21 protein-coding genes and 1 tRNA gene are annotated in these 24,173 nt (G+C 55.0%); 7 read left to right on the top strand and 15 right to left on the bottom strand.

The features are described 5' to 3' along the window. Nucleotides 1-21: 21 nt before the first annotated feature. The gene (locus KGP22_RS05450) at nucleotides 22-630 is read left to right on the top strand and encodes a helix-turn-helix domain-containing protein (RefSeq protein WP_111963350.1); all 609 of its coding nucleotides are present in this window, start codon (nucleotides 22-24) and stop codon (nucleotides 628-630) included. Between the two features lie 30 nt (nucleotides 631-660). Here the strand turns inward: KGP22_RS05450 and KGP22_RS05445 are convergent, their stop codons facing one another. Beyond that, complete coding sequence (locus KGP22_RS05445) at nucleotides 661-1,530, bottom strand: helix-turn-helix transcriptional regulator (RefSeq protein ID WP_111963351.1); 870 nt, start codon at nucleotides 1,528-1,530, stop codon at nucleotides 661-663. Between the two features lie 107 nt (nucleotides 1,531-1,637). On the opposite strand from KGP22_RS05445, the gene KGP22_RS05440 reads away from it, so the two are divergent. Together KGP22_RS05440 and KGP22_RS05435 are read left to right on the top strand one after the other, a co-directional pair. Continuing rightward, nucleotides 1,638-3,074 carry an MFS transporter gene (locus tag KGP22_RS05440; protein WP_223581497.1) on the top strand — a complete coding sequence of 479 codons (1,437 nt, stop codon included), beginning with the start codon at nucleotides 1,638-1,640 and terminating at the stop codon, nucleotides 3,072-3,074. 65 nt (nucleotides 3,075-3,139) lie between these two features. Beyond that, nucleotides 3,140-4,384 carry a mechanosensitive ion channel family protein gene (locus KGP22_RS05435; protein ID WP_127729861.1) on the top strand — a complete coding sequence of 415 codons (1,245 nt, stop codon included), beginning with the start codon at nucleotides 3,140-3,142 and terminating at the stop codon, nucleotides 4,382-4,384. 86 nt (nucleotides 4,385-4,470) lie between these two features. Here KGP22_RS05435 and pheP read toward each other — a convergent pair whose 3' ends face one another. The 8 genes from pheP to KGP22_RS05395 all read right to left on the bottom strand — a co-directional run bounded on the left by pheP (nucleotide 4,471) and on the right by KGP22_RS05395 (nucleotide 13,769). Continuing rightward, on the bottom strand, nucleotides 4,471-5,859 hold the full coding sequence (gene pheP / locus KGP22_RS05430; RefSeq protein WP_047650497.1) for a phenylalanine transporter: 1,389 nt from the start codon (nucleotides 5,857-5,859) through the stop codon (nucleotides 4,471-4,473). A 103-nt stretch (nucleotides 5,860-5,962) separates the two neighbouring features. Next, nucleotides 5,963-8,146, bottom strand: a complete 2,184-nt coding sequence (locus tag KGP22_RS05425; protein ID WP_223581495.1) for a TonB-dependent siderophore receptor — start codon at nucleotides 8,144-8,146, stop codon at nucleotides 5,963-5,965. Nucleotides 8,147-8,330: 184 nt separating this feature from the next. Continuing rightward, entirely contained in the window at nucleotides 8,331-8,606 is a 276-nt protein-coding gene (gene yahO / locus KGP22_RS05420) for a DUF1471 family periplasmic protein YahO (protein ID WP_023310654.1), read from the bottom strand. Between the two features lie 149 nt (nucleotides 8,607-8,755). Next, nucleotides 8,756-9,787, bottom strand: a complete 1,032-nt coding sequence (locus tag KGP22_RS05415; RefSeq protein ID WP_223581493.1) for an ABC transporter ATP-binding protein — start codon at nucleotides 9,785-9,787, stop codon at nucleotides 8,756-8,758. Between the two features lies 1 nt (nucleotide 9,788). After that, on the bottom strand, nucleotides 9,789-11,363 hold the full coding sequence (locus tag KGP22_RS05410; RefSeq protein WP_223581491.1) for an iron ABC transporter permease: 1,575 nt from the start codon (nucleotides 11,361-11,363) through the stop codon (nucleotides 9,789-9,791). Nucleotides 11,364-11,387: 24 nt separating this feature from the next. Further along, the gene (locus KGP22_RS05405) at nucleotides 11,388-12,404 is read right to left on the bottom strand and encodes an iron ABC transporter substrate-binding protein (protein WP_047748646.1); all 1,017 of its coding nucleotides are present in this window, start codon (nucleotides 12,402-12,404) and stop codon (nucleotides 11,388-11,390) included. A gap of 355 nt (nucleotides 12,405-12,759) precedes the next feature. Next, a complete protein-coding gene (locus KGP22_RS05400) occupies nucleotides 12,760-13,590 on the bottom strand; it encodes a CPBP family intramembrane glutamic endopeptidase (RefSeq protein ID WP_149366084.1) in 831 nt (276 codons plus the stop codon). 102 nt (nucleotides 13,591-13,692) lie between these two features. Continuing rightward, nucleotides 13,693-13,769 (bottom strand) — tRNA-Arg (locus KGP22_RS05395). A 278-nt stretch (nucleotides 13,770-14,047) separates the two neighbouring features. Here KGP22_RS05395 and KGP22_RS05390 point away from each other — a divergent pair. The 3 genes from KGP22_RS05390 (at nucleotide 14,048) to fimZ (ending at nucleotide 16,932) form a co-directional block, all read left to right on the top strand. After that, nucleotides 14,048-14,746, top strand: a complete 699-nt coding sequence (locus tag KGP22_RS05390) for an EAL domain-containing protein (RefSeq protein WP_111963360.1) — start codon at nucleotides 14,048-14,050, stop codon at nucleotides 14,744-14,746. A 24-nt stretch (nucleotides 14,747-14,770) separates the two neighbouring features. After that, complete coding sequence (locus KGP22_RS05385) at nucleotides 14,771-15,499, top strand: response regulator transcription factor (protein WP_111963361.1); 729 nt, start codon at nucleotides 14,771-14,773, stop codon at nucleotides 15,497-15,499. An 800-nt stretch (nucleotides 15,500-16,299) separates the two neighbouring features. Next, nucleotides 16,300-16,932, top strand: a complete 633-nt coding sequence (fimZ, locus tag KGP22_RS05380; RefSeq protein WP_008499339.1) for a fimbria biosynthesis transcriptional regulator FimZ — start codon at nucleotides 16,300-16,302, stop codon at nucleotides 16,930-16,932. A gap of 51 nt (nucleotides 16,933-16,983) precedes the next feature. On the opposite strand, the gene sfmF is transcribed toward fimZ, so the two are convergent. The 6 genes from sfmF to fimA all read right to left on the bottom strand — a co-directional run bounded on the left by sfmF (nucleotide 16,984) and on the right by fimA (nucleotide 22,995). Further along, nucleotides 16,984-17,505 (bottom strand): fimbria assembly protein, encoded by a 522-nt coding sequence (sfmF, locus tag KGP22_RS05375; protein ID WP_111963362.1) that lies wholly within the window; start codon nucleotides 17,503-17,505, stop codon nucleotides 16,984-16,986. Between the two features lie 9 nt (nucleotides 17,506-17,514). Beyond that, the gene (gene fimH, locus KGP22_RS05370; RefSeq protein ID WP_115874401.1) at nucleotides 17,515-18,522 is read right to left on the bottom strand and encodes a type 1 fimbria D-mannose specific adhesin FimH; all 1,008 of its coding nucleotides are present in this window, start codon (nucleotides 18,520-18,522) and stop codon (nucleotides 17,515-17,517) included. Then, on the bottom strand, nucleotides 18,515-21,076 hold the full coding sequence (locus KGP22_RS05365) for a fimbrial biogenesis usher protein (RefSeq protein WP_223581489.1): 2,562 nt from the start codon (nucleotides 21,074-21,076) through the stop codon (nucleotides 18,515-18,517). Before KGP22_RS05365 ends, fimH begins: the two co-directional genes overlap by 8 nt. 14 nt (nucleotides 21,077-21,090) lie before the next feature. After that, complete coding sequence (gene fimC, locus KGP22_RS05360; RefSeq protein ID WP_115874399.1) at nucleotides 21,091-21,783, bottom strand: type 1 fimbria chaperone FimC; 693 nt, start codon at nucleotides 21,781-21,783, stop codon at nucleotides 21,091-21,093. 34 nt (nucleotides 21,784-21,817) lie between these two features. Beyond that, nucleotides 21,818-22,363 (bottom strand): type 1 fimbrial protein subunit FimI, encoded by a 546-nt coding sequence (gene fimI, locus KGP22_RS05355; RefSeq protein ID WP_111963365.1) that lies wholly within the window; start codon nucleotides 22,361-22,363, stop codon nucleotides 21,818-21,820. 68 nt (nucleotides 22,364-22,431) lie between these two features. After that, nucleotides 22,432-22,995 carry a type 1 fimbrial major subunit FimA gene (gene fimA / locus KGP22_RS05350; RefSeq protein ID WP_223581486.1) on the bottom strand — a complete coding sequence of 188 codons (564 nt, stop codon included), beginning with the start codon at nucleotides 22,993-22,995 and terminating at the stop codon, nucleotides 22,432-22,434. 310 nt (nucleotides 22,996-23,305) lie between these two features. Between fimA and folD the strand changes: the two genes are divergently transcribed. After that, nucleotides 23,306-24,172, top strand: coding sequence for a bifunctional methylenetetrahydrofolate dehydrogenase/methenyltetrahydrofolate cyclohydrolase FolD (gene folD, locus KGP22_RS05345; protein ID WP_008499332.1), 867 nt, complete (start codon nucleotides 23,306-23,308; stop codon nucleotides 24,170-24,172). The last annotated feature ends 1 nt before the right edge of the window (nucleotide 24,173 follow it).

Genomic DNA, 24,173 nt, shown 5'->3' with positions numbered 1-24,173 from the left:
TCCCAGGAATAATACAAAATCATGAAACCTGAAAATGAAGAAAAAAGAATAATTGCAGCAATTACAAATCCACACCGTGTCCGACAAGCAGTTTCACGGCAAATAATCACTATGGAGAAATATCCCGAACCGATGACGCTGGTTATCCATGAGGGGATGCTGGCAGCCTATCGCACCAGAGGAAACTTGCTCATGAAATACTTTCAGAGCCCGATGTTAGTGGGTATGAACGCCTTGATGGACATGAATGCGAATTTCTATTTTAAAGCCTGCAGTGAGGTTAAATATGAAATCATTCCACGAAATGAAGTATTGAATATCATCGACCGGGAACGCCTCTGGAAAGAGGCTGCTCTACTCTATATGTTTGGAATCAAGCGACTCATTGAAATCAATAACGTCTCTGTAGGCCTGTCAACTTATGAGATAATACGAGAAAACATCATTGCATTAATAAATGAGAAAGACGATTTACGCCTGACAGTTAATGTCTGCGATTATATCCAGGAAAAAACACGTCTTTCGCGCAGCCGCGTCATGAAAATTCTGAGCGATCTGCGCATCGATGGTCATATAGACATTAAACGCGGCATACTTATAGCAGTGCATAAACTGCCAGAAAAGTACTAGTTAACACCTGGCGCGAAGCCACTCGCGGTGCTAAATCTTTTTTTTCTCCAGCCATGCCATCGCCCGCTCCCCTGCTTCATCCACCGGCAGATACACCAGCAGCCGCGAGCCGTTTCGCGGCGCGGAATACCAGTACATCTGCTGCAGCGTAAAATCCCCCAGCTCGGGATGGGTAAACAGCTTGAGCTGGTTCTCCACGCCGCGTACGTCGTTGCGCTGGTGCCACAGGGTTTTAAACTCTTCGGACACCGCAAAGAAGCGCGCCAGTTTGGCCTCCCACAGAGGATCGCCCCGGTGTTCGGCCATCGCCGCCCGGAAATAGGAGACAAAGATGGGCAGCACGTCGTCGCGTCTGCCGAGGCGGGCACGCCACGCCGGATGCGTGAGGAACAGATAAATACAGTTGCGGTCTTCGGGAGGGATGTCATTGAAATCGACGCCCATCAGATGCCCGAAGCTGTCGTTCCAGGCCACGATATCGAAGTTCGGTTTCTGAATGCTGGCGGGTTTCGGCATCAGCGTATCCAGCAGGCGGCGCGTGCCTTCGCTGATGCCTTCGCAGCAGACCGCCTGCGGCGCTTCACCCGGCGGTAAACCGGCTAATACAAACAGGTGCCGGGCTTCAGTTGGGGTACATTGCAGCGCTTTTGCCACGGCCGCCATCACCGCGCTGGACGGATTGACGTCCCTGCCCTGCTCAAGCCAGGTGTACCAGGTCACGCCCACGTCCGCGAGCATCGCCACCTCTTCCCGACGAAGACCCGGCGTGCGGCGGCGGCCGCTGCGCGGCAGGCCGAGACGCTGCGGATCGAGGCTTTCACGCCGGGCACGTAAAAATGCCCCCAGCTGTTTTCGCGTGTCATCCTGAAGTGAGACGACAGGTTCAGACATCAGCGCCATAAATTCCCCTGCATGGTAGTGCCAGTACCAGTATAAGCAAGAACTGGTACCCGTTTATCTGATGGTAGATGCTACGACCATCTGATGAATGACGCAATGGAGTTACCATGAATACGTCAGTTGTTTCACCGGGCCGCGCTGGCCTGATATTGCTGCTAACAGGCCAGATGCTGCCGATGATTGATACCTCAATCACCAACGTGGCGCTGGACGCCATCACCCATTCGCTGCACGCTACCGCCACCGAGCTGGAGCTGATTGTGGCCCTTTACGGCGTGGCCTTCGCCGTCTGCCTGGCGCTCGGCAGCAAGCTGGGGGATAACTTTGGCCGTCGGCGTCTGTTCATGTGGGGTGTAGCGAGCTTTGGCCTGGCCTCGCTGCTGTGCGGGATGGCGGGAAACATTGAACAGCTGCTGGCCGCGCGCATCGTTCAGGGCGCGGGTGCCGCACTCATCATGCCGCAAATTCTTGCCACGCTGCACGTGACGCTGAAAGGTACCGCCCACGCAAAAGCCATCAGCCTGTTCGGCGGCATCGGCGGGATTGCGTTTATCGTCGGGCAGATGGGCGGGGGCTGGCTGGTATCGGCGGATATCGCCGGGCTGGGCTGGCGAAACGCCTTCTTTATCAACGTACCGATCTGTCTGGTGGTGCTGGCGCTAAGCCGCCGCTTGGTACCGGAAACCCGTCGTGAGACGCCGTCACGCATCGACTGGCCGGGTACCGTGTTGCTGGCCATTATGCTTTGCTGCCTGCTGTTTCCGATGGCGCTCGGCCCGCAGTGGCACTGGTCCTGGCCGCTGAAGGCGATGCTGCTCGCCCTTATCCCTCTAGCCTGGCTGATGGCGATGAATGCGCGCATAAAGGAGCGTGAGAATGCCCACCCGCTGATCCCGCCGCGCCTGCTTTCGCTTCGCAGCGTGCGCTTTGGCATTCTGATTGCGATGCTCTTTTTCAGCGTCTGGTCCGGTTTTATGTTCTGTATGGCGCTCACCATGCAAACCGGTCTGGGGATGGCCCCATGGCAGTCCGGGAACAGTTTTATCGCTCTTGGAGTGACTTATTTTATCTCCGCGTGGTTCGCGCCGCGGCTGATTGCCCGCTACAGCACCAGCACTATTCTGCTGACGGGTCTGGCGATCCAGATTGCCGGTCTGCTGGCGCTGATGGCGACGTTCCGGCTGTGGGGCATGAACAATACCACCCTGACGCTGGCACCCGCCACCGGACTGGTGGGCTACGGGCAGGCGCTGATCGTGAACAGTTTCTACCGCATCGGGATGCGCGATATTCAGCCTGACGACGCCGGGGCCGCGAGCGCCATTCTCAGCACCCTGCAGCAGGCCGCGCTGGGGCTTGGCCCGGCCATTTTTGGCGCGATTTTGCTGCACGCACTGCAGAACCATCACGGGGATTACACCCAGGCAGTTAACGTCTTCCTGATGGTGGAAACGGCGATGATGGTGGTGCTTGCCCTGGCGACGCTGCGCATCCGCCATCACCTGTGTCTGCCGGTGGCGAAGATCTGCCAGGCCACCAAATAAGCCTGTGAATTTGCATAATAGATCCGCAGCCGCCATTATGGGGCTGCAAAAATACAGGAGACGTTATGCAGGAATTGATTGCTCAGGTTGAAGAGTTAGGCATTGAAATTAATCACACCACCTCTTTAGTGATTATCTTTGGTATTATTTTTCTTACCGCCATCATCGTTCATTTTATTCTTCACAAAGGCGTGCTTCGCGCTTTCGAAAAACGCGCGCAGGCTAGCAGCCATTTATGGCTGCAGATCATCACCCAGAATAAATTATTTCACCGTCTGGCCTTTACCCTGCAGGGGATAATCGTCAACGTCCAGGCAGTACTTTGGCTGCAAAAAGGCAGCGAAGCGGCGGAAATACTCACCACCTGCGCGAAGCTGTGGGTGATGGTGTATGCCCTGCTCTCCTTCTTCTCGCTGCTGGACGTGATTTTCAATCTGTCGCAGAAAATGGCTACCGCGTCACAGCTGCCGCTGAAGGGGATCTTCCAGGGCATCAAGCTGGTGAGCGCCATCCTGGTGGGAATACTGATTATCTCCCTGCTGATTGGTCAGTCCCCGGCGATTCTGATCAGCGGTCTGGGTGCCATGGCTGCCGTCCTGATGCTGGTGTTTAAAGACCCGATACTCGGACTTGTGGCGGGGATTCAGCTTTCCGCTAACGACATGCTCAAGCTCGGCGACTGGCTGGAGATGCCGAAATACGGTGCCAACGGCACGGTGACGGACATCGGCCTGACTACCGTTAAGGTACGCAATTTCGATAATACGATTACGACCATCCCTACGTGGGCGCTGGTCTCCGACGCCTTTATCAACTGGAGCGGCATGTCGGCCTCCGGCGGTCGACGCATTAAGCGCAGCCTGAACATTGATACCACCAGCATTCATTTTCTCGACGAGCAGGAACAGCAGAAACTTATTCAGGCGAAACTGCTTAAGCCCTATCTGGCCGCGCGACATGAGGAAATAAACCTGTGGAATCAGAAGAACGGTGAAGGGGAATCGGTATTAAACCTTCGCAAGATGACCAATATTGGCACCTTCCGCGCCTACCTGAACGAATATCTTCGCAACCACCCGCGCATTCGCAAAGATATGACGCTGATGGTGCGTCAGTTGGCGCCTGACGCGAATGGTTTGCCGATTGAAATATATGCCTTCACCAATACGGTGGTCTGGGCAGAATATGAGGAGATACAGGCCGACATCTTCGACCATATTTTCGCGGTGGTGGATGAATTTGGTTTGCGTATTCACCAGTCGCCGACGGGGAATGATATTCGCTCCCTGTCGGGGGTCATCGTCAGATAATCAGTTTCGTACACCGGGCGTGAAGGCAGGTGCGGTCTGGTGCCCTCACCCCGGCCCTCTCCCACGGGGAGAGGGTGAAAAGCAGATCACTTTTTTCGGGAGAGCTTAAACGCCACAAACAGGAATATAACCCACACCGGCAGCAGCATCGCCGAGAGGCGCATCTCATCCATGGTGCACATCAGCACCAGAATCAGCCCCAGGAAAGCGATACAGATGTAGTTCCCCGCCGGGTAAAGCAGCGCTTTGAACTGCGTTTCGCGTCCCTTGCGGCGCATCGCGGCGCGAAAGCGCAGGTGCGCCAGGCAGATCATGATCCAGTTCAGCAGCAGCGTGGCGACAACCAGCGCCATCAGCAGGCCGAAGGCCTCTTTCGGCAGGAGGTAGTTGATCAGCACCACCAGCGACGTAATGGCACCTGACAGTAACAAGGAGTTCACCGGCACGCCACGACGGCTGACGCGAGTTAAAAAGCGCGGAGCATTGCCCTGTACGGAGAGGCCAAACAGCATACGGCTGTTGGAGTAAACGCCGCTGTTATAGACCGACAGCGACGCCACCAGAATGACGAAATTCAGCGCAGAAGCCACCACGTTGCTGTTCAGATCGTGGAAAATCATCACGAACGGGCTGCTGTCGGATTTCACTTCCACCCACGGATAGAGGGCCAGCAAGACCACCAGCGAGCCGATGTAGAACAGCAGAATCCGATACACTACCTGGTTAACCGCTTTGGGAATGCTTTTATGCGGGTCGCGCGCTTCGGCGGCGGTAATGCCAATTAGCTCCAGCCCACCGAAGGAGAACATGATCACCGCCAGGGAGAGAATCAGCCCTTTCCAGCCGGTGGCGAGGAAGCCGCCGTGCTGCCACAGGTTGTCGATCGTGGCGCGCTCGCCGCCGTGGCCAGAGAACAGCAGCCACAGGCCAAAGCCGATCATGCCGATAATCGCCAGCACCTTGATCAGCGCAAACCAGAATTCGGTTTCGCCATACAGGCGGACGTTGACGAGGTTAACGGCGTTAATAATGATGAAGAAGGCCGCCGCCCAGATCCACGTCGGGACATCCGGCAGCCAGTACTGCATATAGATGCCTGCGGCGGTTAATTCCGCCATCCCCACCAGCACGAACATTACCCAGTAGTTCCAGCCGGACAGGAAGCCGGCAAACGGGCCCCAGTATTTATAAGCAAAGTGCGCGAAGGAGCCTGAAACCGGCTCTTCAACGACCATCTCGCCAAGCTGGCGCATGATCAGGAAGGCAATAATCCCGGCGATACCATAACCCAGCAGAACCGCCGGGCCCGCCATCTGAATAGCGGGGCCGATGCCGAGAAACAGCCCGGTACCGATTGCGCCGCCAAGGGCAATTAACTGAATATGTCGATTTTGCAACCCACGTTGCAGCGTCGGATTCTGATCCGACGAGGCTTCGGCGCTACCATGGCCTGAAGCGGATGACGCGTCTTTCACGTCCTACCCCTGTCTCTTTTTTAGAAGGGGCACGTTTTAACACTTCATGCTGGAGGTAGCAAGGGATTGGGGCATCCCTGCCCCGGATAACGAGATGGAACGCTTAGAATTCGTAGCCAACCGAAACCTTAAAGGTGCGCGGTTCGCCCTGCGTAATATAGGTACCGGAATCGTCCACGCTGGACCAGTAGTTTTCATTGGTCACGTTGTCGATTCCCGCGCGCACGGTCATTTGGTTTGCATTGTGGTTCACCGCGAAGCGATAACGCATCCCCAGATCCAGCGTGGTGTAGCTGTCCAGCTTTTTGGTGTTTGCAAGGTCAGCATATTGCGCGCCGGAGTGGTTCACGCGGGCGGTGGCAGTCAGGCCGTTAATCGGCTTGATGTCGTACTCTGCGCCCAGCACGGCGTAAAAGTTCGGAATACCGATCGCATCGTTACCTTGATTCACGCCATTTTTGGTTTTGGTTAGCTCAGCCTGCAGCCAGGTAGCGCTGGCGTTCAGACGCATCCCCAGCATTGGCTCGCCGAAGACGTTCAGCTCCACGCCACGGTTACGCTGTTCAGCGTCAAGGCCGTAGTGACCGCTGTCGTCGAGGATCGCCGACGGCATTTTGATTTCGAACAGCGCAAGCGATCCGCCCACGCGGCCAAAGTCCACCTTCACGCCCACTTCATTCTGCTTAGAGTGAACGATACCGGTGCTCTGGCCGTAGTTGGTGGCGGTATTAGGCGCGGTTTTGCCCGGCTGCAGCGCTTCGGTATGGTTGGCATAGAGGGAGATCGTCTCCCACGGCTTGTAGACCACGCCATAGGTTGGCATCCAGCGGCTGCCGTCGAAGCCATCCGCCGCGTTTTCCGCACCGGTAATTTTGTTATACCCGCGAATGACCACCTTCTGATGGCGGGCGCCTGCGGTGAACAGCAGTTTGTCGTCCAGCACGCCCAGCGTATCGCTCAGCAGCCAGCCCTGTGTGCGCGTGCGCCCGCTGGTCAGCGGATCGCTGTACTTTCCGCCGGAGCCGTTGAAGTTAGTGCTGTCCGGCATATCGACGCCGGTATTGTGGTAGATGTTGGTGGTCGGGTTATCCTTCGCAGCCGACATTTTCCACGCGATTTTTTCGTTTTTGGTCATCGCCGAATAGCCGACATTGACCTTGTGCGAGATAAAACCGGTATCAAAGTTACCGCGAATGCCCGCCATGCCGCTGACGGAATCGCTGATACGGTTGGTATCAAGGCGGCTGACCGTTGCCTTGCCGCTTTTATCCACCAGCTTTGGCGCGCTGTAGATCCCTTCCTCATGCGCGTGCTGCGCGCCCAGGCCGGTGTAGGCGGTCCAGCCGTCGGTGATGTCGTACTCGCTGCGCCACATCCCAAACTCGTTTTCGATGTCGCTGTAGGCCCACTTCTGAGAGAAGTTGCGATCGTTTTTCGGCGGCTCGGGAACGAAATCCACCGCGGAGATATTGACGCTGGTCGGGCTGCCGTGGAAGGTTTTCTTCTGATAGCCGAGATCCAGCGAGGTGCGGAAGCGGTCACCGCTGTAATCCAGGCCGGTAGAGAGCAGCGTGGTGCGGCGGCGGTCATTCGGTATGCCGGTTTCCCCTTCGCGATGGACCAGGTTCACCCGCGCGCCAAACTGGTCGCTGTCGCCGTAGCGACGGCCCGCATCCAGCGTGGTGCCAATCTGGGAATCAGAGGTATAGTCGATGCCCACTTTCGCCTGCGGGAGTTCGCCCGCGTGTTTGGGCTCAAGGTTGATCATCCCGCCCACGCCGGAGCTCGCCGCGCCGTTCATCAGCGAGTTGGCACCTTTGAAGATCTCGATGCGATCGACCATCTGGGTATCTACTACCTGCCGCGGCAGCACGCCGGACAGACCGCCAAAGGTCATGTCGTCACCGTCAAACTTCAGGCCGCGGATGCGGTAGGTTTCCGCGCTGTTGCCGTACCCCTGAACGAACTGCACGCCCGCGTCGTTAGCGACCACGTCAGCAATGGTTTTCGCCTGCTGATCTTCCACCAGCTTTGAGGTGTAGCTGATGATGTTGAACGGCACGTCCATGGCGTTCTGCTGGCCCAGCATTCCCATGCGTCCGCCGTTCGCCACCTGTCCGTCAAGGAAGGCCGGTACCAGCTGGTCGCCACCGGGTTTGAACTCGTTGGCAGGCTTAGCCTGCACGATGAGGGTATCTTCTTTTTGATCGTCAGCCGCGAAGGAGGAATGTGTTACCGCGCCAACGGCGAGCGCCAGCAGCGTTTTGTGTATGTTGGTGTTGTTCATCGTTAACTCTTTTGAAAGTGCGCGCAAAAATGACCCGTTGTCGGGCCTTAGAATGTGTTTGCTGAAATGCAAATGAGAACTATACGCATTATAAATGCATTAGCAAGTGTAACCGCGTTTATGAGGAGGTATGGCGAGAAAAGAGGGTGAACAACCACCCCGTTTCGGGGTGGCTGCAATGACGTTATTTTTTCTTGTAGATATTGGCCGTACCGTGAATTTTATTGTTGGTGTTCCCTGAAGTGAGCACCAGGACATCCGCGCCTTTCTTATCGGCTTTCTCAATCAGTTCTTTTTTTGCATCATCCACCGATACTTCATTCGAGGTGTTTACCGTACCGATTTTTTTATATTGAGATGCAACTTTTTTGAACTCGCTTTTAGTGAGTAGCTGTGCAGCAAAAGCATTGGTTGTAAACAGTAACGCCGTTCCCAACAAAATAGCAGTCGTCTTTTTCATAACCTTTTTCCTTGAGATTAATCAGCAACTACGAAAAACCTCACGCATTGTGGTGAGGTTTTATGAGCATGGTAGAGAATCTCAGAGAATGCCATACGTTCGGGAAAAATCTTTTATAACAACCCGTTGCATGAAATTACTAACGAATATTAAGAATATTCGAATACACGCGCGGTGCCAGCAATATCAATGCGTACCGCCGTGCCAGGGTTCCATCCTGGCTGGCTGACGGTCTTCAGGGTCACGGGCTCGTGCTGCCCGGCAAGCCCAAGGGTGAGCGTCGACAGCTGGCCGGTGAAGTCCACATCAAGAATCGAAATTGGGCTTTCATGGGAGGCACATGCCGTCACGCTCAGCTGTTCCGGGCGCAGCATTACTCTGCCCTGCCCTGTAGCCTGCGCGTTGTCCGTGGGCACCTCACCCAGGGCGCACAGGGCGTAGCCCGCGGTGAGCTGCGCAGGCAGGATCAGCGCATCGCCAAGAAACAGCGCCGTCTCTTCGTCAACCGGACGAGTGTACACCTCATAAGGCGTCCCGACCTGCGTGAAGCGTCCTGAACGCATGACGGCAACCTGCGTGGCAAAGGATAACGCTTCGTTCTGATCGTGGGTGACCAGAATCGAGGCCACGCCCGCTTCAGCCAGCAGATCGGCCGTGGCTTTACGTGTCATGGCGCGCAGGCCGGTGTCCAGCGCCGAGAAAGGTTCATCCAGCAGCATCAGTGAAGGACGCTGGGCAAGCGCACGGGCAAGCGCCACGCGCTGCTGCTGTCCGCCGGAAATCTCATGGGGCCAGTGCGTTGCGAGCTGCCTGTCCAGAGAGACCATCTCCATCAGCGCCTCAACGCGCTGGCGCTTCTCGTGGCGGGTACAGTCCAGCCCCCAGGCAATGTTGTCTGCCACATTAAGGTGGGGGAACAGCGCGCCCTCCTGAGGAACAAAACCGATCCGGCGCAGGTGGGCGGGAACAAAGTTGTTTTCATCAAACAGCGTTCTCCCCTGCATGACAATGCGCCCCGTGTCGGGCGTTTCAAAGCCGGCAAGAATACGCAGCAGCGTGGTTTTACCCGACCCGGACGGCCCGACAATCGCCGTCCTGCTCCCCGGCGCAACGCTCAGGTTTAAGCTGTCGAGCACCTGCACATCAGAAAACGATTTAGAAATGGCGGTTAATTCAAGCATGTCATAGCCCTGCTATTTTCTTCGACTGCATATAGAGAATGGCGGTCAGCGGGAGTGAAATCAGGATCATCAGCATCGCGTAAGGCGCTGCAGCCACATAATCAATTTCGCTGGTCAGCGCCCAGAATCCGGTTGAGAGCGTGCGCGTGCCCAGAGGAGAGAGCAACAGCGTGGCGGTCAACTCGTTGCTGACGCCGAGGAAAACCAGCGCGGCACCCGCCGCCGCACCCGGCGCGGCCAGCCGCATCGTGACGCTCCAGAGCGCCTTCGCGGGCGTGCTGCCCAGGCTGCGCGCCACGTTTTCCAGCTCGACCGGCGCCTGAGCAATCCCCGCCCGCAGGTTGATGAGCGCACGGGGCATAAACATCAGCAGGTAGGCCAGGAACAGGGTAATTTCCGTCTGGTAAATGGGACGGGCGTAATGAATAGTGACGGTGACCAGCGCCAGCGCCGTGACAATGCCCGGCAGCGAACTGGTGATATAGATGCACCCTTCCAGCATCCGGAAGATGCGGTGTGGATAGCGGATACCGAGCCACGCGATGGGGATCACGCACACGGTCGTGAGAAGTGCGCCGCCCACGCCGAGCATCAGCGTCTGGCGCAGGGAGTGCCAGAGATCGGCACTCATCCAGTTTTGCACGCCGCCGAGCCAAACCCAGCGACACAGAACAATTAACGGCACGCCCAGCGCCAGCACGATCAGCACGATGAAAAACAGCTGACCCAGCGCGGCCGCTGCAGGCTTCAGCGGCCAGCGTTTCTGCTCGCGCGCGGCCCCGGCGCCAATTCGCGCGTAGCGGGCTTTTCCACGCGTCACGCCTTCCAGCATTAATATAGCCAGGCAGCACAAGGCCAGAACGCCCGCCAGCATGTTTGCCGCCGGGCCGCTGAAGGTAGACTGAAACTGGTCATAAATTGCCGTGGTGAAGGTATCAAAGCGGATCATCACGTACAGGCCATATTCCGCCAGCAGGTGCAGCGCCACCAGCAGCGCGCCGCCGCAGATAGCCAGCTTAAGCTGGGGCAGCACCACGCGGAAAAAGACCTTCCACGGCGGCGTGCCGAGCGACGCGGCGACATCTTCAAGCGTCGGGTCAAGGCGACGCAGCACCGCCGCAACCGGCATATAGATAAACGGATAGTATGCAAGAACCGAGAGGAACACGCCCGCGGAAAGCCCATGCATGGACGGGACAACGCTCACCCAGGCATAGCTTTGCACAAACGCCGGAATGGCCAGCGGAGCGACCGCCAGCGCGGACCAGATCCCTCGCCCGGCAAGCTGCGTACGCTCCGTGAGCCAGGCGATTGCCACGCCCGTCACGATACACAGCGGAACCGCTAAAGCCGTCAGCCACAGCGTGTTGCTGAGCAGCTCAGCCACACGCGGGCGAAACACCAGCGCCTTAATGGTTTCCCAGCCGGTCTCAATGCCAATGGCAATGATAAAACCCAAAGGCAGAAGCGCCATTAATGAAAACAACACAGCTAACGCAACCATCGGCAGTGCAGGACGCCTGCGGACAGGCTCCTGCACTCTGTTTTTTCCGATGTCGAGACTCAGACCAGACATAAGACGTTCACTTCACTCTCAGGATCACAGCAGACCGGCTTGCGTCATCAGCTCGATAACTTTTTTACTGTTGAGCGTTGAAGGTTCAACTTTCGGTGCATCAAGATCTTTCAGCGGAACCAGTTTCGGGTTGGAGGCCGCGTTCACGCCCACGGCGTATTCAAAGGCGTTGTTGGTACGCAGACTTTCCTGACCTTCTTTGCCGGTAATGTACTTGATGAAGGCCTGCGCCTGCGCTTTGTGTTTGCTGGACGCCAGCACGCCACCGCCGGAAAGGCTCACAAACGCACCCGGATCCTGGTGTTTGAAGTAGTAGAGCTGAGTGTTTTTGCTGTTTTCACCGGTTTTAGACTGGTCGACAAAGCGGTAGTAGTGATAAATCACGCCACCATCAATCTGGCCGGCATTGACTGCCTTCATCACGGTGCTGTTGCCTTTATAAGCAACGAAATTGGCTTTCATCGCTTTAAGCCATTCCAGGGTGGCCTTCTCGCCTTTCAGCGCCAGCATTGCGCTCACGATGGCCTGGAAATCCGCACCTGAAGGTGATGCCGCCCAGCGGCCTTTCCACTCGGGTTTCGCCAGATCCATCAGCGACTTAGGCAGCTGCTGTTCGCTGAGTTTTGCCGGGTTATAGACGAATACCGTGCTGCGGGCGGCAATGCCGATCCAGCGACCGTGCGCCGGACGATACTCTGCCGGTACCTGCTTCAGGGTGTCTGCATCCAGCGGCGCAAACAGGTTGGCGTTATCCACCAGCACCATGGACGGCGAGTTCTCCGTCAGGAATACGTCTGCCGGCGACGCGCTGCCCTCCTGCACCAGCTGGTTACCCAGCTCGCTGTCATCACCATTACGTAGCGTGACCTTAATGCCGGTTTCTTTGGTAAAACCGTCAACCCACGACTTCACCAGGTTTTCGTGCTGCGCGTTATAAACAACGATACCTTCGTTGTTATCGGCGGCAACCGATTGTGTGGAAAGGAAAAGGGAGGAAGACAACAAGGCAAGCGAGAAGCAGGACAGCAGGCGAGAATTCATGAACATATCCTTAATAGACCAACGGGAGTAACCACTCATAGCTTTGTGGGACAGGATTAAAGCATACAACAACGCTAATGATAATTAGTATCAATCGAGTTTAGTCGTAAAAGTGTAAAATTTCTTTTTAGCAGATTTTAGAATGATAAAAATCCAAATTTTAATGAGAGGTAATTATTAGATTAAGAAAACCTTAAGCCTGCCTATAATGAAATTAATTAGCCTTCTATTTATTATGACGCGAAGGTAAATCTGTTATTCATGCGCCCGGCAGATATAAAAGCCCCGATATTGCGGGGCTTTGTATGCTTATCCGGAGGTAGCTAAATTTATAAGGCTACTAATTTAAAAAGCATCACATAACCGCATGAGGGGCATACATAGGATAGGTGAAGAACAATAAATGCACGCCGTTCAGCCCAAAATGGAATAACGTTGCAACCCAGAGCCTGCCGCTCCACATCCACGCCAGGCCATAAATAATGCCGGAGAGGCTGGCAAAAATAATCAGCAGTAAACCGCCGCTATAATGCATCAGCCCAAAGATGACTGAGGCAATCAACAGCGCTACAACAGGATGAACGATCCGGGACAAGCGCTGCTGCAGGTAGCCTCTGAACAAGGCTTCCTCGGCCAAAGAGACGAAGAAAATATTCGCAAGGGCAAATTGAGCGAACCATTCTGGCGCATGCGGCTCAATTCTAAGCCCGCCCAACGCAACAGCCAGAAGTAACAGCGCGGGTACCGCAAGAACCAATATCGCCCAGCCGACCTTGCCAGCTTTATAGAGGGGTTTTGCTACGAATAACGTTGGCATACACGTAATTAAAAAGAACGGAACCACCGCCTTGTCCATATTAAAGTACATACTGAACGGTATGCTTTGCGGACCAACGACGACAGCATCCAGCACCTTTGGGTTATGAAAACCCGGGATCACATGCAAAACCAGGGCAACGGCAATGACCACGCACGGGCCTTCGACCAGATATGTGTATTTATTATTTTTATTACGTAGCCATTCAACAACAGACCAGCCAACAACGATTGATGCAATAACCAGCAGCGCCGGGGCGTCAAGAATACTCTGTTTCCAGCCGAGAAATGCCGTTAATCCCAGCAGCAGGTAAGCCAGGCTTTTATTAAGAGAGAGTGCGGCAAGCGAAGTTGCGAGTAGATACCACATAAATGTCCTTCATGACCGGTAAATTTTAGGGGTGATGTCCCAAATATGTCCCACAATGGAAATCAGGAGGATGTGAAGGAGGGGTAACTCTATGAAATTAAATGGCACGCCCTGTAGGATTCGAACCTACGACCTACGGCTTAGAAGGCCGTTGCTCTATCCAACTGAGCTAAGGGCGCACTGAGAAGTGTGTACTTCGCGGTGGTGAAACGCGAAGAATTATACGGTCAATGGCAGGTGAGTCAATGCCTTTTCCGTTTTCAGAGTCAATTACCGCTAGCCGATTGTAAATACGGCTATTTTCTCAACATTTTGTCCTGTTTCACCGTAAAATTTAGCGCTGCGAAAAGGCTTAGTTGCATTTAAGTAACGCCTGCTGTTTTCCCGAACGTCAGCTCGTCACACTAGAGTCAGGTATCCCGGCCGCCTGGAGGCTGACAGACAACAGGACAATGGAGTGACAGCGCAAAACCTGATCGATACGCCCCCCCGGTTACAGTACATATCTCAGGACATCGTCGGCATTAAGCTTGAGCCCATCGTCGCCCTTACCTCCTTACGTCAGGTTGGCGTCGAGGTCCTTAGCGTTCTGGCCGACACGCGGCACAGTGAGGACTTTTTTTGCGATCGGTCCGCAGACTGGTCGATAACGCTGCTTGAAGCGCAGCTTGCCACGTTAAAAAATACGCCGCACGGTCATAACCTTTTTATTAATCTGCCGATAACCGTTCTGACAGAGCCCACGTCTTTTCAGCGACTTATAAGATTATCCTGCGTGCCGCTCAATATTGAGTTTGTCGACCCCGCGTCCATTTTGGCGCTTTCCGTCGCACAGAAGCAGTTCGTGGTTCAGAATCTCCATCAGTTGAGCAGACGAGGGCACGCAATCTGGCTGGACGACATCGATGACGTCTTAGTGCAGTCGTTTTTATCCTTTCGACTCCCGTTAAGCGGCATCAAAATAGATAAGGAAGCATTCTGGCGTTTACGCGACACCCCTGAGTTGAGGCAACTGGTTTCCCTTTGCTTTCAGCTTGCCGGGAAAGTGCTTATTGAAGGTATTGAGACTGAACGCGATCGTACCTGTGCACTGCAGGCAGGCGCAGATCTCGGCCAGGGGTATTACTGGCCGTCCTGGACATGGCCGGAGGATTAGAAAGCCATTTCCAGGAGGGAGACCATGCGAATGACAGTGCGCCGTTACCGGCGGCGGCGTACAGGAAGTGATGCACTGGGATTTACGCGCTCACCTTTTGCTCCCCCCTTTTTCGACCGGCTCGAATTCTTGAGCCAGTCCATCAGCCAGCCCCGCAAAACAGACGCCCCTTTTATCCTTCTGGTGACTGAGGATCACTACCTGCGCACCGGTTTTCTCAACGGGCAATTTCCCCTGAGCAGCTGCTGCGACTACGCCACGCTGGACGATGCCCTCATCGCTCAGACGCAGTGGCCCTCAGCCCGTCTGGTCGTGGATATTGAAAGCCGGTCCACGGGGCTTCTGGAGAAACTGGATCAGTTGAGACGGCATAGTCTGTTTCCTCCGTTCCTGACGCCCTGGCTGTTGGTCAGGGCCGATAATTACGACACCCGCCTCTTCTGCAAAGCGGCAGGTCCCTTTCATGTTCTCGAACGCCAGCTGAATGCCGCTGCGCTCCAGCAGAGCCTGCTGGATACCCTCCCTCCGCAGGGTACGGAGAAAGACTGGTTTTCACGCAACGAATGGCCCATCCTGCAGGAGCTTTCCCGGGGCAAGACATTACGTCAGATTGCCCTTATGCAGAATCGTCCCTATAGCCGTATTATCTATCGTCTCAGCTGCATCCTGGTGAAGCTCGGGCTGAGCCATCGTCAGGAATTGCTGCATCTTCTTAATAACCTCTCAGACTGCACATTTTCACTCACGTCCTAACCCCTTATTTCCTAAAGCTGTTTAGGAATTTACTTACCACCTGCGTTGCATAAATGTTAATTTTTAACAATTAAATCGAATTTATAACTATTCCTAATTTAAGGACGCGAACATTGTGAAATGCCACAGAATGAACAAACGGCAGCACTTTACTCCATCCGTTAAGTGAATGCAGATAGCGTTAACAAGATGATAATGATGTAAAAACAAGCAGCTTAGCGGCAACGTCAGGGAGGAAAAAGCAAAGCGGATAGCATGTTCTCCTGTGCAGGAGATGTGGACCTTCTAATCAACCAGCGCGCTTTCAGATGAAGGACTGGCGGCCTGCGAGGGCAATTGTTGAGCTCACCAGCGTGGGTTAGTCCCCCTAAATGATGGGTATTTTCGTTAACAATTAATCAACATTAAGAGATATCTGTTATTTTTTGTTATTACATAAAGATGAAAATATGCGGTAAATGAGATAACAGGATATTTCCGCTAAATTTAAAAAAATAGCGATTCAGATCCAGAAGATAATACAAACCCATAAGCGGATATTAATTTACAGGGTTTTCGGAAAAAACTTACCCTGTATAATAAGATGCGTATCAAATCTGAATAAGAAAAACCTTTTTGCCAACACCAGCCTAATGAGATGACCGCGCTGAGGCATAGTTCTTTTCATTACGTAAACAAGGATGCTTTCGCTCTTTCCAGGGAAATACTACGGTATAGGGATCTGCACATTATATCCTTCCGGCATTTCGAGAGTTTTACCAAACTCTGCACAACGCTTTTAACAATCTGAGGCATTAAAAATGAAACCGGCATCCGTTATCATTATGGACGAACATCCTATCGTCAGAATGTCGATAGAAGTCCTGCTACAGAAAAATAAGAATATCACAGTCAAGCTCAAGTCTGGCGATAGCCATGAAGTCCTTGACTGTATCCGCAATCACCCTATCGATCTGGTGATCCTTGACATTGAACTCACGGGCACGGATGCTTTCGCTTTGCTTAAGAGAATCAGAAACTTAAACAAAGACATTAAGGTTCTGTTTCTCTCGTCTAAATCAGAGTTATTTTACGCGGGTCGCGCCATTCGCGCCGGGGCAAATGGCTTCGTCAGTAAACGTAAAGATTTGGGCGAGATCTACAACGCCGTAGAAATGATCCTGATGGGCTATTCCTTTTTCCCGTCAGAAACGCTGAACTTTATAAACCATTTGGGTTCAGGGAAAGGGATGGCAGTAGATATGCCATTATCGAACCGCGAGGTCACGGTATTACGATATCTGGCGAATGGATTATCCAATAAGGAAATTGCTGAACAGCTACTATTAAGCAACAAAACCATTAGCGCGCATAAATCCAATATTTATTCCAAGCTGGGTGTGCAAAGCATCGTGGAATTAATTGATTACGCCAAAGCGCACGAACTGCTTTAACCTGAATTCACTCCCTGCAGCTTATCTGAGCTGCAGGGAGTGCGGTCAGTGCTAATTATAGTTAATCATAAAGGTGGCATCCGCATCGGCTCGTCCGGGCTGAGGGTTATCTGCGGTGGCAATATAATTGGCATAAAACGACAGTATCGCATTCCCCTGCGCATCAACCGAGACCGGCTGGCTGGCCTGCTGGAGAGCCAGGCGCGTTTTATTCGCATCCCTGATCTCTACCGCGACACGACTTGCAGTACTGGCGTCATTCAGCGCCAGCAGGCCGCTATTGCTCCCGTCGGCTTTACCCGAAAACGTGATGGACGCCGAGCCCGGCGGACAGCCGGTCAGCTTCAGCGTAAACGGCATGGGCTGCGTGCGGCTCCCGGTGGTGCTGAGCTGTTTCGTGGGCCATGTGCCCAGCGTGACGGTCTTGTCGCTGTCGCTGCCTTCCGCGACGCAGGTAAAATCGACAATATTGCCGTAGAGCCGAATATTAATTTCGCCCAACGCGGTGTCCGCCTGGGCCTGTGTGCAAAGCGCAAAGAGCGCTACGGTGATTAAACGGATCCCGTTTCGCATATCGGCTCCTTAATCGTAATCCACGCGCAAATACCCGCGCGAGGTGAAGCGCCCTTCCGCAGGCTTATTGCCCGTCACGCTCACCGGCCAGACCCGGATCCCCACCTGCGCCTGCGCGCTGTCGTCAAGGCGGAACGGAATTTTACTTGTCAGGTTGTTAGGCGTCAGCGGCGCCCCGCTCTGATTAGCAATGATGAATCCCACATCCGGGTTATCCGACACCAGCACATTATCAGAGACTTTTTCCGCCTCGACGCGCATCGTCAGCATGGCGTTCGCCTCTACGTTGGTGCATTTAATGGCGATGGTTTTGCTCTGCGATGAGACGCCCTCCGGTTTGTTACCTACGCCCGCCTTGCTGAACAAGGAGGCGCCAATGTCGCCGAAATCAAACTCCACCACGTTACCTGCATTAATGGCGCAGCTTTGCGGCACCTGAATGGTTCCGCTGTAGCTAATGGTATAGACCGGCGTGGTTAACGGATCGGATGAGGTGGTGGTGACGTAGACGCGGAACATGGTGGCGCGCGGGATAACGACCATGTTAATAAAACGCCGGGTCACCTTAAGGCGGAAGACAAGGCTGGAGTCCTGAACGCCAAACGGTTTGTTTTTAGAGACGTTAGGATGGCTCCCCATCTGGATATAGCTTTTTGGCGGATAAAACACGCCAGCATAGCTGTCCGTGATTTTCATGGCCCCGTCCAGATAGTCGTTAAGCTTCAGATACTGGTAGCCATCGCTCGTTCCTGTTACCTGATAATCGGTCACATAGCTACGCTTGGTGGTATTCCCGACGGTGCCCTTCGGGCAGACGGCATTGACCCCTACCCACTGCGACTTCTCGCTGAGCGTCACGACCTGTCCGATCTGGTTATTCGAGCTGTTGAATTTATCCGTCAGATCGTAATGCACTTCCGTCGGCACGCCTTTTTCATTGACGCACACGGTCGCTAATGCGTTTGTCGCGGGCAGTAACGCCAGAAGCGACAAAGCAAAGATTTGAGTTTTAATCACAGCCGATCCCCTTAAGTGTGATTGCCTGTTGCAGGCTCTTTTCAGACAAGCTGTAAGGCGCGCGACACTGGGATTGCGCCCCGTCGCCCCACTGGATCAGCAGTTCGCCTTCCAGCGGCAGCCCGCTCAGGTAAATTTGCCCGTCATCCCCCACCATGCTGGTCACGCCGCTTCGGTTTTCGCGAACCACCGCGCCGAACGGCACCGGCTGGTTGCCGCGCATCACCGTCAGCAGGGCGCGCACGCCGATGCGGGTATCAAAGCTGGCGCGCACCAGCGCGCCTTTGGTTGGCACCACGCTGCTCACGTTGTTTTCGATATCGGTGTTATTGCTCATGGTGTTGGTATCCAGCGCCACACGGTTGTAGCGGTAGACAGTGGCATACGGCATCACCGCGTAGCCTCGCCAGTCGGTTCTCACGCCGGTCTGGTTTTCCACGCTGACGCCAGATGCCCCCGGAGCTTTGATCAGCACGTTGGTGTCCCCCAACGGCTGGCTGAAGGTCACGCCATCGGCGTGGCCGACCACCCCGCCGGAGAGCTGCCAGTTGAGATCGTGCTGATCGTCGCTGTAGTTGTAGCCGACGCCCAATGTGCCGTAGGTCGCCTGCCAGTTGGCGCTGGCGCTTCCGCTTGAGCCGTTGGTGCTGGTGTGTCCCTGGGTCACGCTGTAGTTCAGGTTGCGGTCTTCCAGCAGCGTGCCGCTGACGCCGGTTTGCCAGCTTGTATCGCCATCGCTGTTCCGGCTGGCGGATGCCGTAGCGTAGGCGCGGTCAATCGCGCTGTCCCGACGATAGCCCTGACGGGTAAAGATGCTGAACGGCACGGAGACGTTAAACGACGCGATGCGGTCGGTGCCGTCGATCCCGACGGATTTGTTCCACGACCACGAGACGGAGTAGTTGATCCCCTTCATGCCTCCCGCGTAGCCCAGCTGGTACCAGAGATTCGTCTCGTCTGTTCCCCAGTAGGTCTGCTCGCTACCGGAGATATAGACCGAGCCATAGTCCCCCAGCGACTGAGAAACGTTGAGCTGGAAGCGGCCTTTTTTATTCCACGTCAGGTTGTGATAACTCTGCACGTCCGGCACATCGTTATCGTTCTTGCTATCGGCATACTGATAGCCCTCCATTGAGCGCCAGGCCACATCGTCAAGGGTGTAAAACCCTTTTGTGGAGTAGCGGTACCCCAGCAGCTGGAAGTTGGTGCCGAAGCCGTTAAGGGATTTCGCGTAGAGGAAGCGCAGAGACTGCCCTTCATGCTTGCTGTCGTCCGCGAGCTGGCTGCAGGCGTGGGTGATATCGAGCGAGACCGCGCCCCAGTCGCCCAGGTTTTTTCCGGCCCCGACGGCCACCGCGGTATAGCGCGATGCCAGCTGAGTTCCGCCGTAGAGCGTGTAACCGTTGGCGAGACCGGTAATCAGGGTTCCCTGGGTGAAGAATGGCGTATCCTGATCGCTGTTACCGCTGCGGTAATCCCCCGCCACGAGGTCATACTTCCAGCGCCCTTCACGCTGCAGAAGCGGCACGGTGGAGTACGGCACGGTATAGCGCTGCTGGGTGCCGTCTTTCTCTTCGACCGTGACTTCCAGGTCACCGCTTGAGGAGGTGGGGTTAAGGTCGGTGATGGCAAATGCGCCCGGCTGCACATAGCTTTGATAGATAACGTAGCCATTCTGTCGAACGACCACTTTGGCGGGCGTACGGGCGATCCCGCGCACGGTCGGCGCGTAGCCCTGCAGGCTGTCCGGATACATGCTGTCAGACGAGAAAAGCCGCCCGCCGCGAAAACCCATGCTGTCGAAGACGTCATTCCCGGTATTGCTGTCGCCCAGCACCAGTTCACTTTTCAGCGGGATGACGGTGCGCTGCGCCCAGGTGCCAATATTCTGCCACTCGCTGTGCCGCTGCCCGTTATTCTGCGTGTACCGCCATGCGCCGTTGTTACGTAAACGCCAGGCGCCATAGTTCAATCCGCTTTGCAGGTTGAGGTAATAGCTGTCGTCTTCGCTTCCCCGGTTACCGGAGAAGCTGTAGTTCACCAGTGCGGCGGGGATACCTTCATCCCACTGTTCAGGCGGAATATAGCCCCGGGCGCTGTTTTGCAAAGCCACCTGCGGCAGGCTGACGTCCAGACGCTGCGAGGCAAAGTTGAATACCGTTTCGCTGCCGGGTATAGCCGTGGTCAGCGGAACGCAGGTCTCGCCCTGCACCTTAGCCAGCTCGGGAAACGCCGCGACGTTGACGCCAAAGCGATCGAGCATCGCGCGCGTAATGCACGCCGACAAACCGCCCGCCACCGGCGGTGTGTTCTCTGCCAGCTCAAAACGCACGTCCTGGGTACCGATAAACTCATCGTTACGCCAGATATCCACGCGATAAACGCCGGGTGCCTGCTGGTGTCCTTGTTCAAAACGCGACAAATCCGCCACGCTGGCGGTATCGTCGGACAAAAAGGCCGGGTTGAAATAACTTTCGCTCCAGCCAGCCTGCGGCCAGAGCGCAGCCATCAGCGCCAGTGCAACCGGGCAGTAACGTCCCTGGTGGTTTTTCATCGCCCTGACTCTGCTCACAGGTTGACGCTGCGCGCCGGGGTGATGGCACCGTAGTCATTCACGCTCTGCCAGGAAAGCGTACCGCTGGCACCGGCTGGCAGCACCTGCTGAGACGAACTTTTCGGCGCAACCATCAGGTTGTCCAGCGTCTGCCCGCCCAGCTTCAGATTAACGAGCGTGATGTAATACGGCGACGCGTTGCTGACTTTGAGATGGTTGCCGGCGCGCTCAAACCGCAGCTGGGAAAGCGCCTCTTCCGGCTGCATCGCCAGGTTGTTCGGGCGCACAAACAGCTTGATGCGTGAAAGGATCGCCAGCTGCAGCACGTTATTGTTTTCCGTTTTCGCTTTGTTCACCGACGGGATCGCCTTCACGTTCATGTAAAAGAGCGATTCGCGATCGGCAGGCAGCGCCGGCCCGGCGTAAATAATACGCAGCGTGTTTTCGCTGTTCGGCTCGCTAACAAACAGGGGCGGAGTGACGGCAAACGTTTTTTCTTTTTGCCCGCTCGCATTTTCGATCCACGCGTTAATTAAATAACGTTCCTGTTTGTTGCTGTTGGTGATCGCCAGCGACGTTTGCTTCGCCTCTGCCGGATAAATAACGCGCGTGGCCCCCAGTGCAATACCGCCGGATGCATTTGCGCATGCAGAAACCATCATCAAAATAAACGATAAAAAAAGTCCTGGTTTAATTAGGGTATTCATCACAACCGTACCTTTAATAATGTGTTCGCAGGTGTTACGGATAAATCAACGTAAACCAGACATCCGACTGAATTTTGCCTGGCTCGAGATGTTCGGAAATAGCCCGATAGCGGGCGCTAAAATGGAACGCGAGCTCGCGGGTATCGACAGGCAGCCAGCTGACGGCCGTAGCGTTTGGGATTATCTGACGTTGCTGTTCGTCAAAGAGCGCCAGCCCGACGCCGCTGCTGACAGATGTTTCACCCGGCCGCGATGTCGCCAGAAAGACCTGCGGATCCTCTGCGGGCGTGACGCCCTGAAACTGGATCCCCACGGTGCGCGAAACATCAACGCTGCAGTCCAGCAGCCGTACGGTGAAAGGCACATTCACCGTGGAAAAACTGCCCACACCGGAAAATGAATTGGTTCGGTACTGGCCCATGTCGATGCGCATATTCTGGCTGTCGGGCGCCACGGCGCAGCCGCCGTTCACCAGTTCACCTCTGAGATGAACCTTGCCGCCTTCGATCACCACGGTATGCGCCGATGCCGGGCAAGCCATCGCAAGGGTTAACAGCAGTAGTGTTCCAGTCCTTGTCATCCTTCGTTCCTGGCATTAGCGTATGACGGGCCTCATCCCTGAGGCCTGAACATCCCTGTGCGGAGGAATTATTCGTATTTCATTACGAAGGTGGCGTCAGCGTTCGCCTGGCCTGGCTCAGTGGTGGCAGCCGTTGATTTGTAACGCGCGGTGAACTTCAGGGTGTTCGTCCCTTCGATCAGCGTCTGCGCAGCAGAGAAGGTCGCGCCGTCCGGGGTCAGAACGCTGGATTTGCTGTCGAGGATCTCGATACCCACGCCTTTCGCGGTGTTGTCGTTGTTACCGGAGGTGACGGCCAGCAGGGTTTTGTCGGTTGGGTCGATCTGACCGGTGAACGCAACGGCTGCAGTTTTGGCAACCAGCGGATCGCAATCGTTCAGTTCAATGTTGAATGGGATATTAGAGGTGGTGTCGCCCACTTTGGTGAATTTCGCGGTACGATACTGACCCAGATTAACGGTCTGCTCGGAAGAATCAGTATTTACTGAACAAGCAGCATTAACCAGCTCACCTTTAAAATGTACGGTACCGCCATTTACGGAAACCGGCGCAGCAGGATCCGCTGCATTTGCGGCACCCGCAACCAGGGCCAAAGTTGCAATAACATTAGAAGCAATGTTGCTGAGTTTCATGTCTATTCCTTTAAAATGTAAATAACCCTTCCCGCGAATAATCGGGAATAAGAAATACGTTCAATTGATGAATTGAAAGCTTATTTCGGAGGAGACAAAGTAGCTCAGTGCACGGTTTTTAAATATGTCAAAACGCTGCCATTTCGCCAGGTCACATCCTAATCCCGCCTAAGAAATTGACCATCCCTTAAGAAGGGTTTTTGCGTCACGCTGATAAAAACGCGTAAAGGGTGACTGACAGCGACGCTCGCTTCTGACAAAATACACGCCATCCCCCCTTTCAAACGTTACAGACGGAATCTTCTCTCTGATGGCAGCAAAGATTATTGACGGTAAAACGATTGCGCAGCAGGTGCGCTCTGAGGTCGCGGAAAAAGTGAAGGCGCGTAAAGCTGCCGGAAAACGCGCCCCCGGGCTGGCCGTTGTGCTGGTTGGCAGCAACCCGGCATCGCAAATTTATGTCGGCAGCAAGCGCAAAGCGTGTGAAGAGGTGGGCTTCGTCTCCCGCTCTTACGATTTGCCGGAAACCACCAGCGAAGCAGAACTGCTGGAACTTATTGACACCCTGAACGCCGATAAAGAAATCGACGGTATTCTGGTTCAGCTGCCGCTACCCGCTGGTATCGACAACGTGAAGGTGCTGGAGCGTATCGCACCGGATAAAGACGTGGACGGTTTCCACCCGTACAACGTTGGCCGCCTGTGCCAGCGTGCGCCGCGTCTGCGTCCTTGCACGCCACGCGGTATCGTGACGCTGCTTGAGCGTTATAATATCGACACCTACGGTCTGAATGCCGTGGTCATCGGCGCGTCCAACATCGTGGGCCGTCCGATGAGCATGGAGCTGCTGCTGGCCGGCTGCACCACCACCGTCACCCACCGCTTCACCAAAAACCTGCGCCACCACGTTGAGAACGCCGATCTGCTGATCGTCGCGGTCGGCAAGCCAGGCTTTATTCCTGGCGAGTGGATTAAAGAGGGTGCGATTGTCGTGGACGTCGGAATTAACCGTCTTGAAAACGGCAAAGTGGTCGGCGACGTGGTGTATGAAGATGCCGCCGCGCGCGCGTCTTACATTACCCCAGTACCGGGCGGCGTAGGCCCGATGACCGTAGCAACGCTGATTCAGAATACGCTGCAGGCGTGCGAAGAATATCACGACGTAGAGGACGCGTAAG

The sequence above is a fragment of the Enterobacter sp. JBIWA005 genome, from assembly GCF_019968805.1.
Lineage (GTDB): Bacteria > Pseudomonadota > Gammaproteobacteria > Enterobacterales > Enterobacteriaceae > Enterobacter > Enterobacter vonholyi.
The sequence above is the reverse complement of the archived record's forward strand: the minus strand, read 5'-3'. Positions and strand labels throughout refer to the sequence as shown.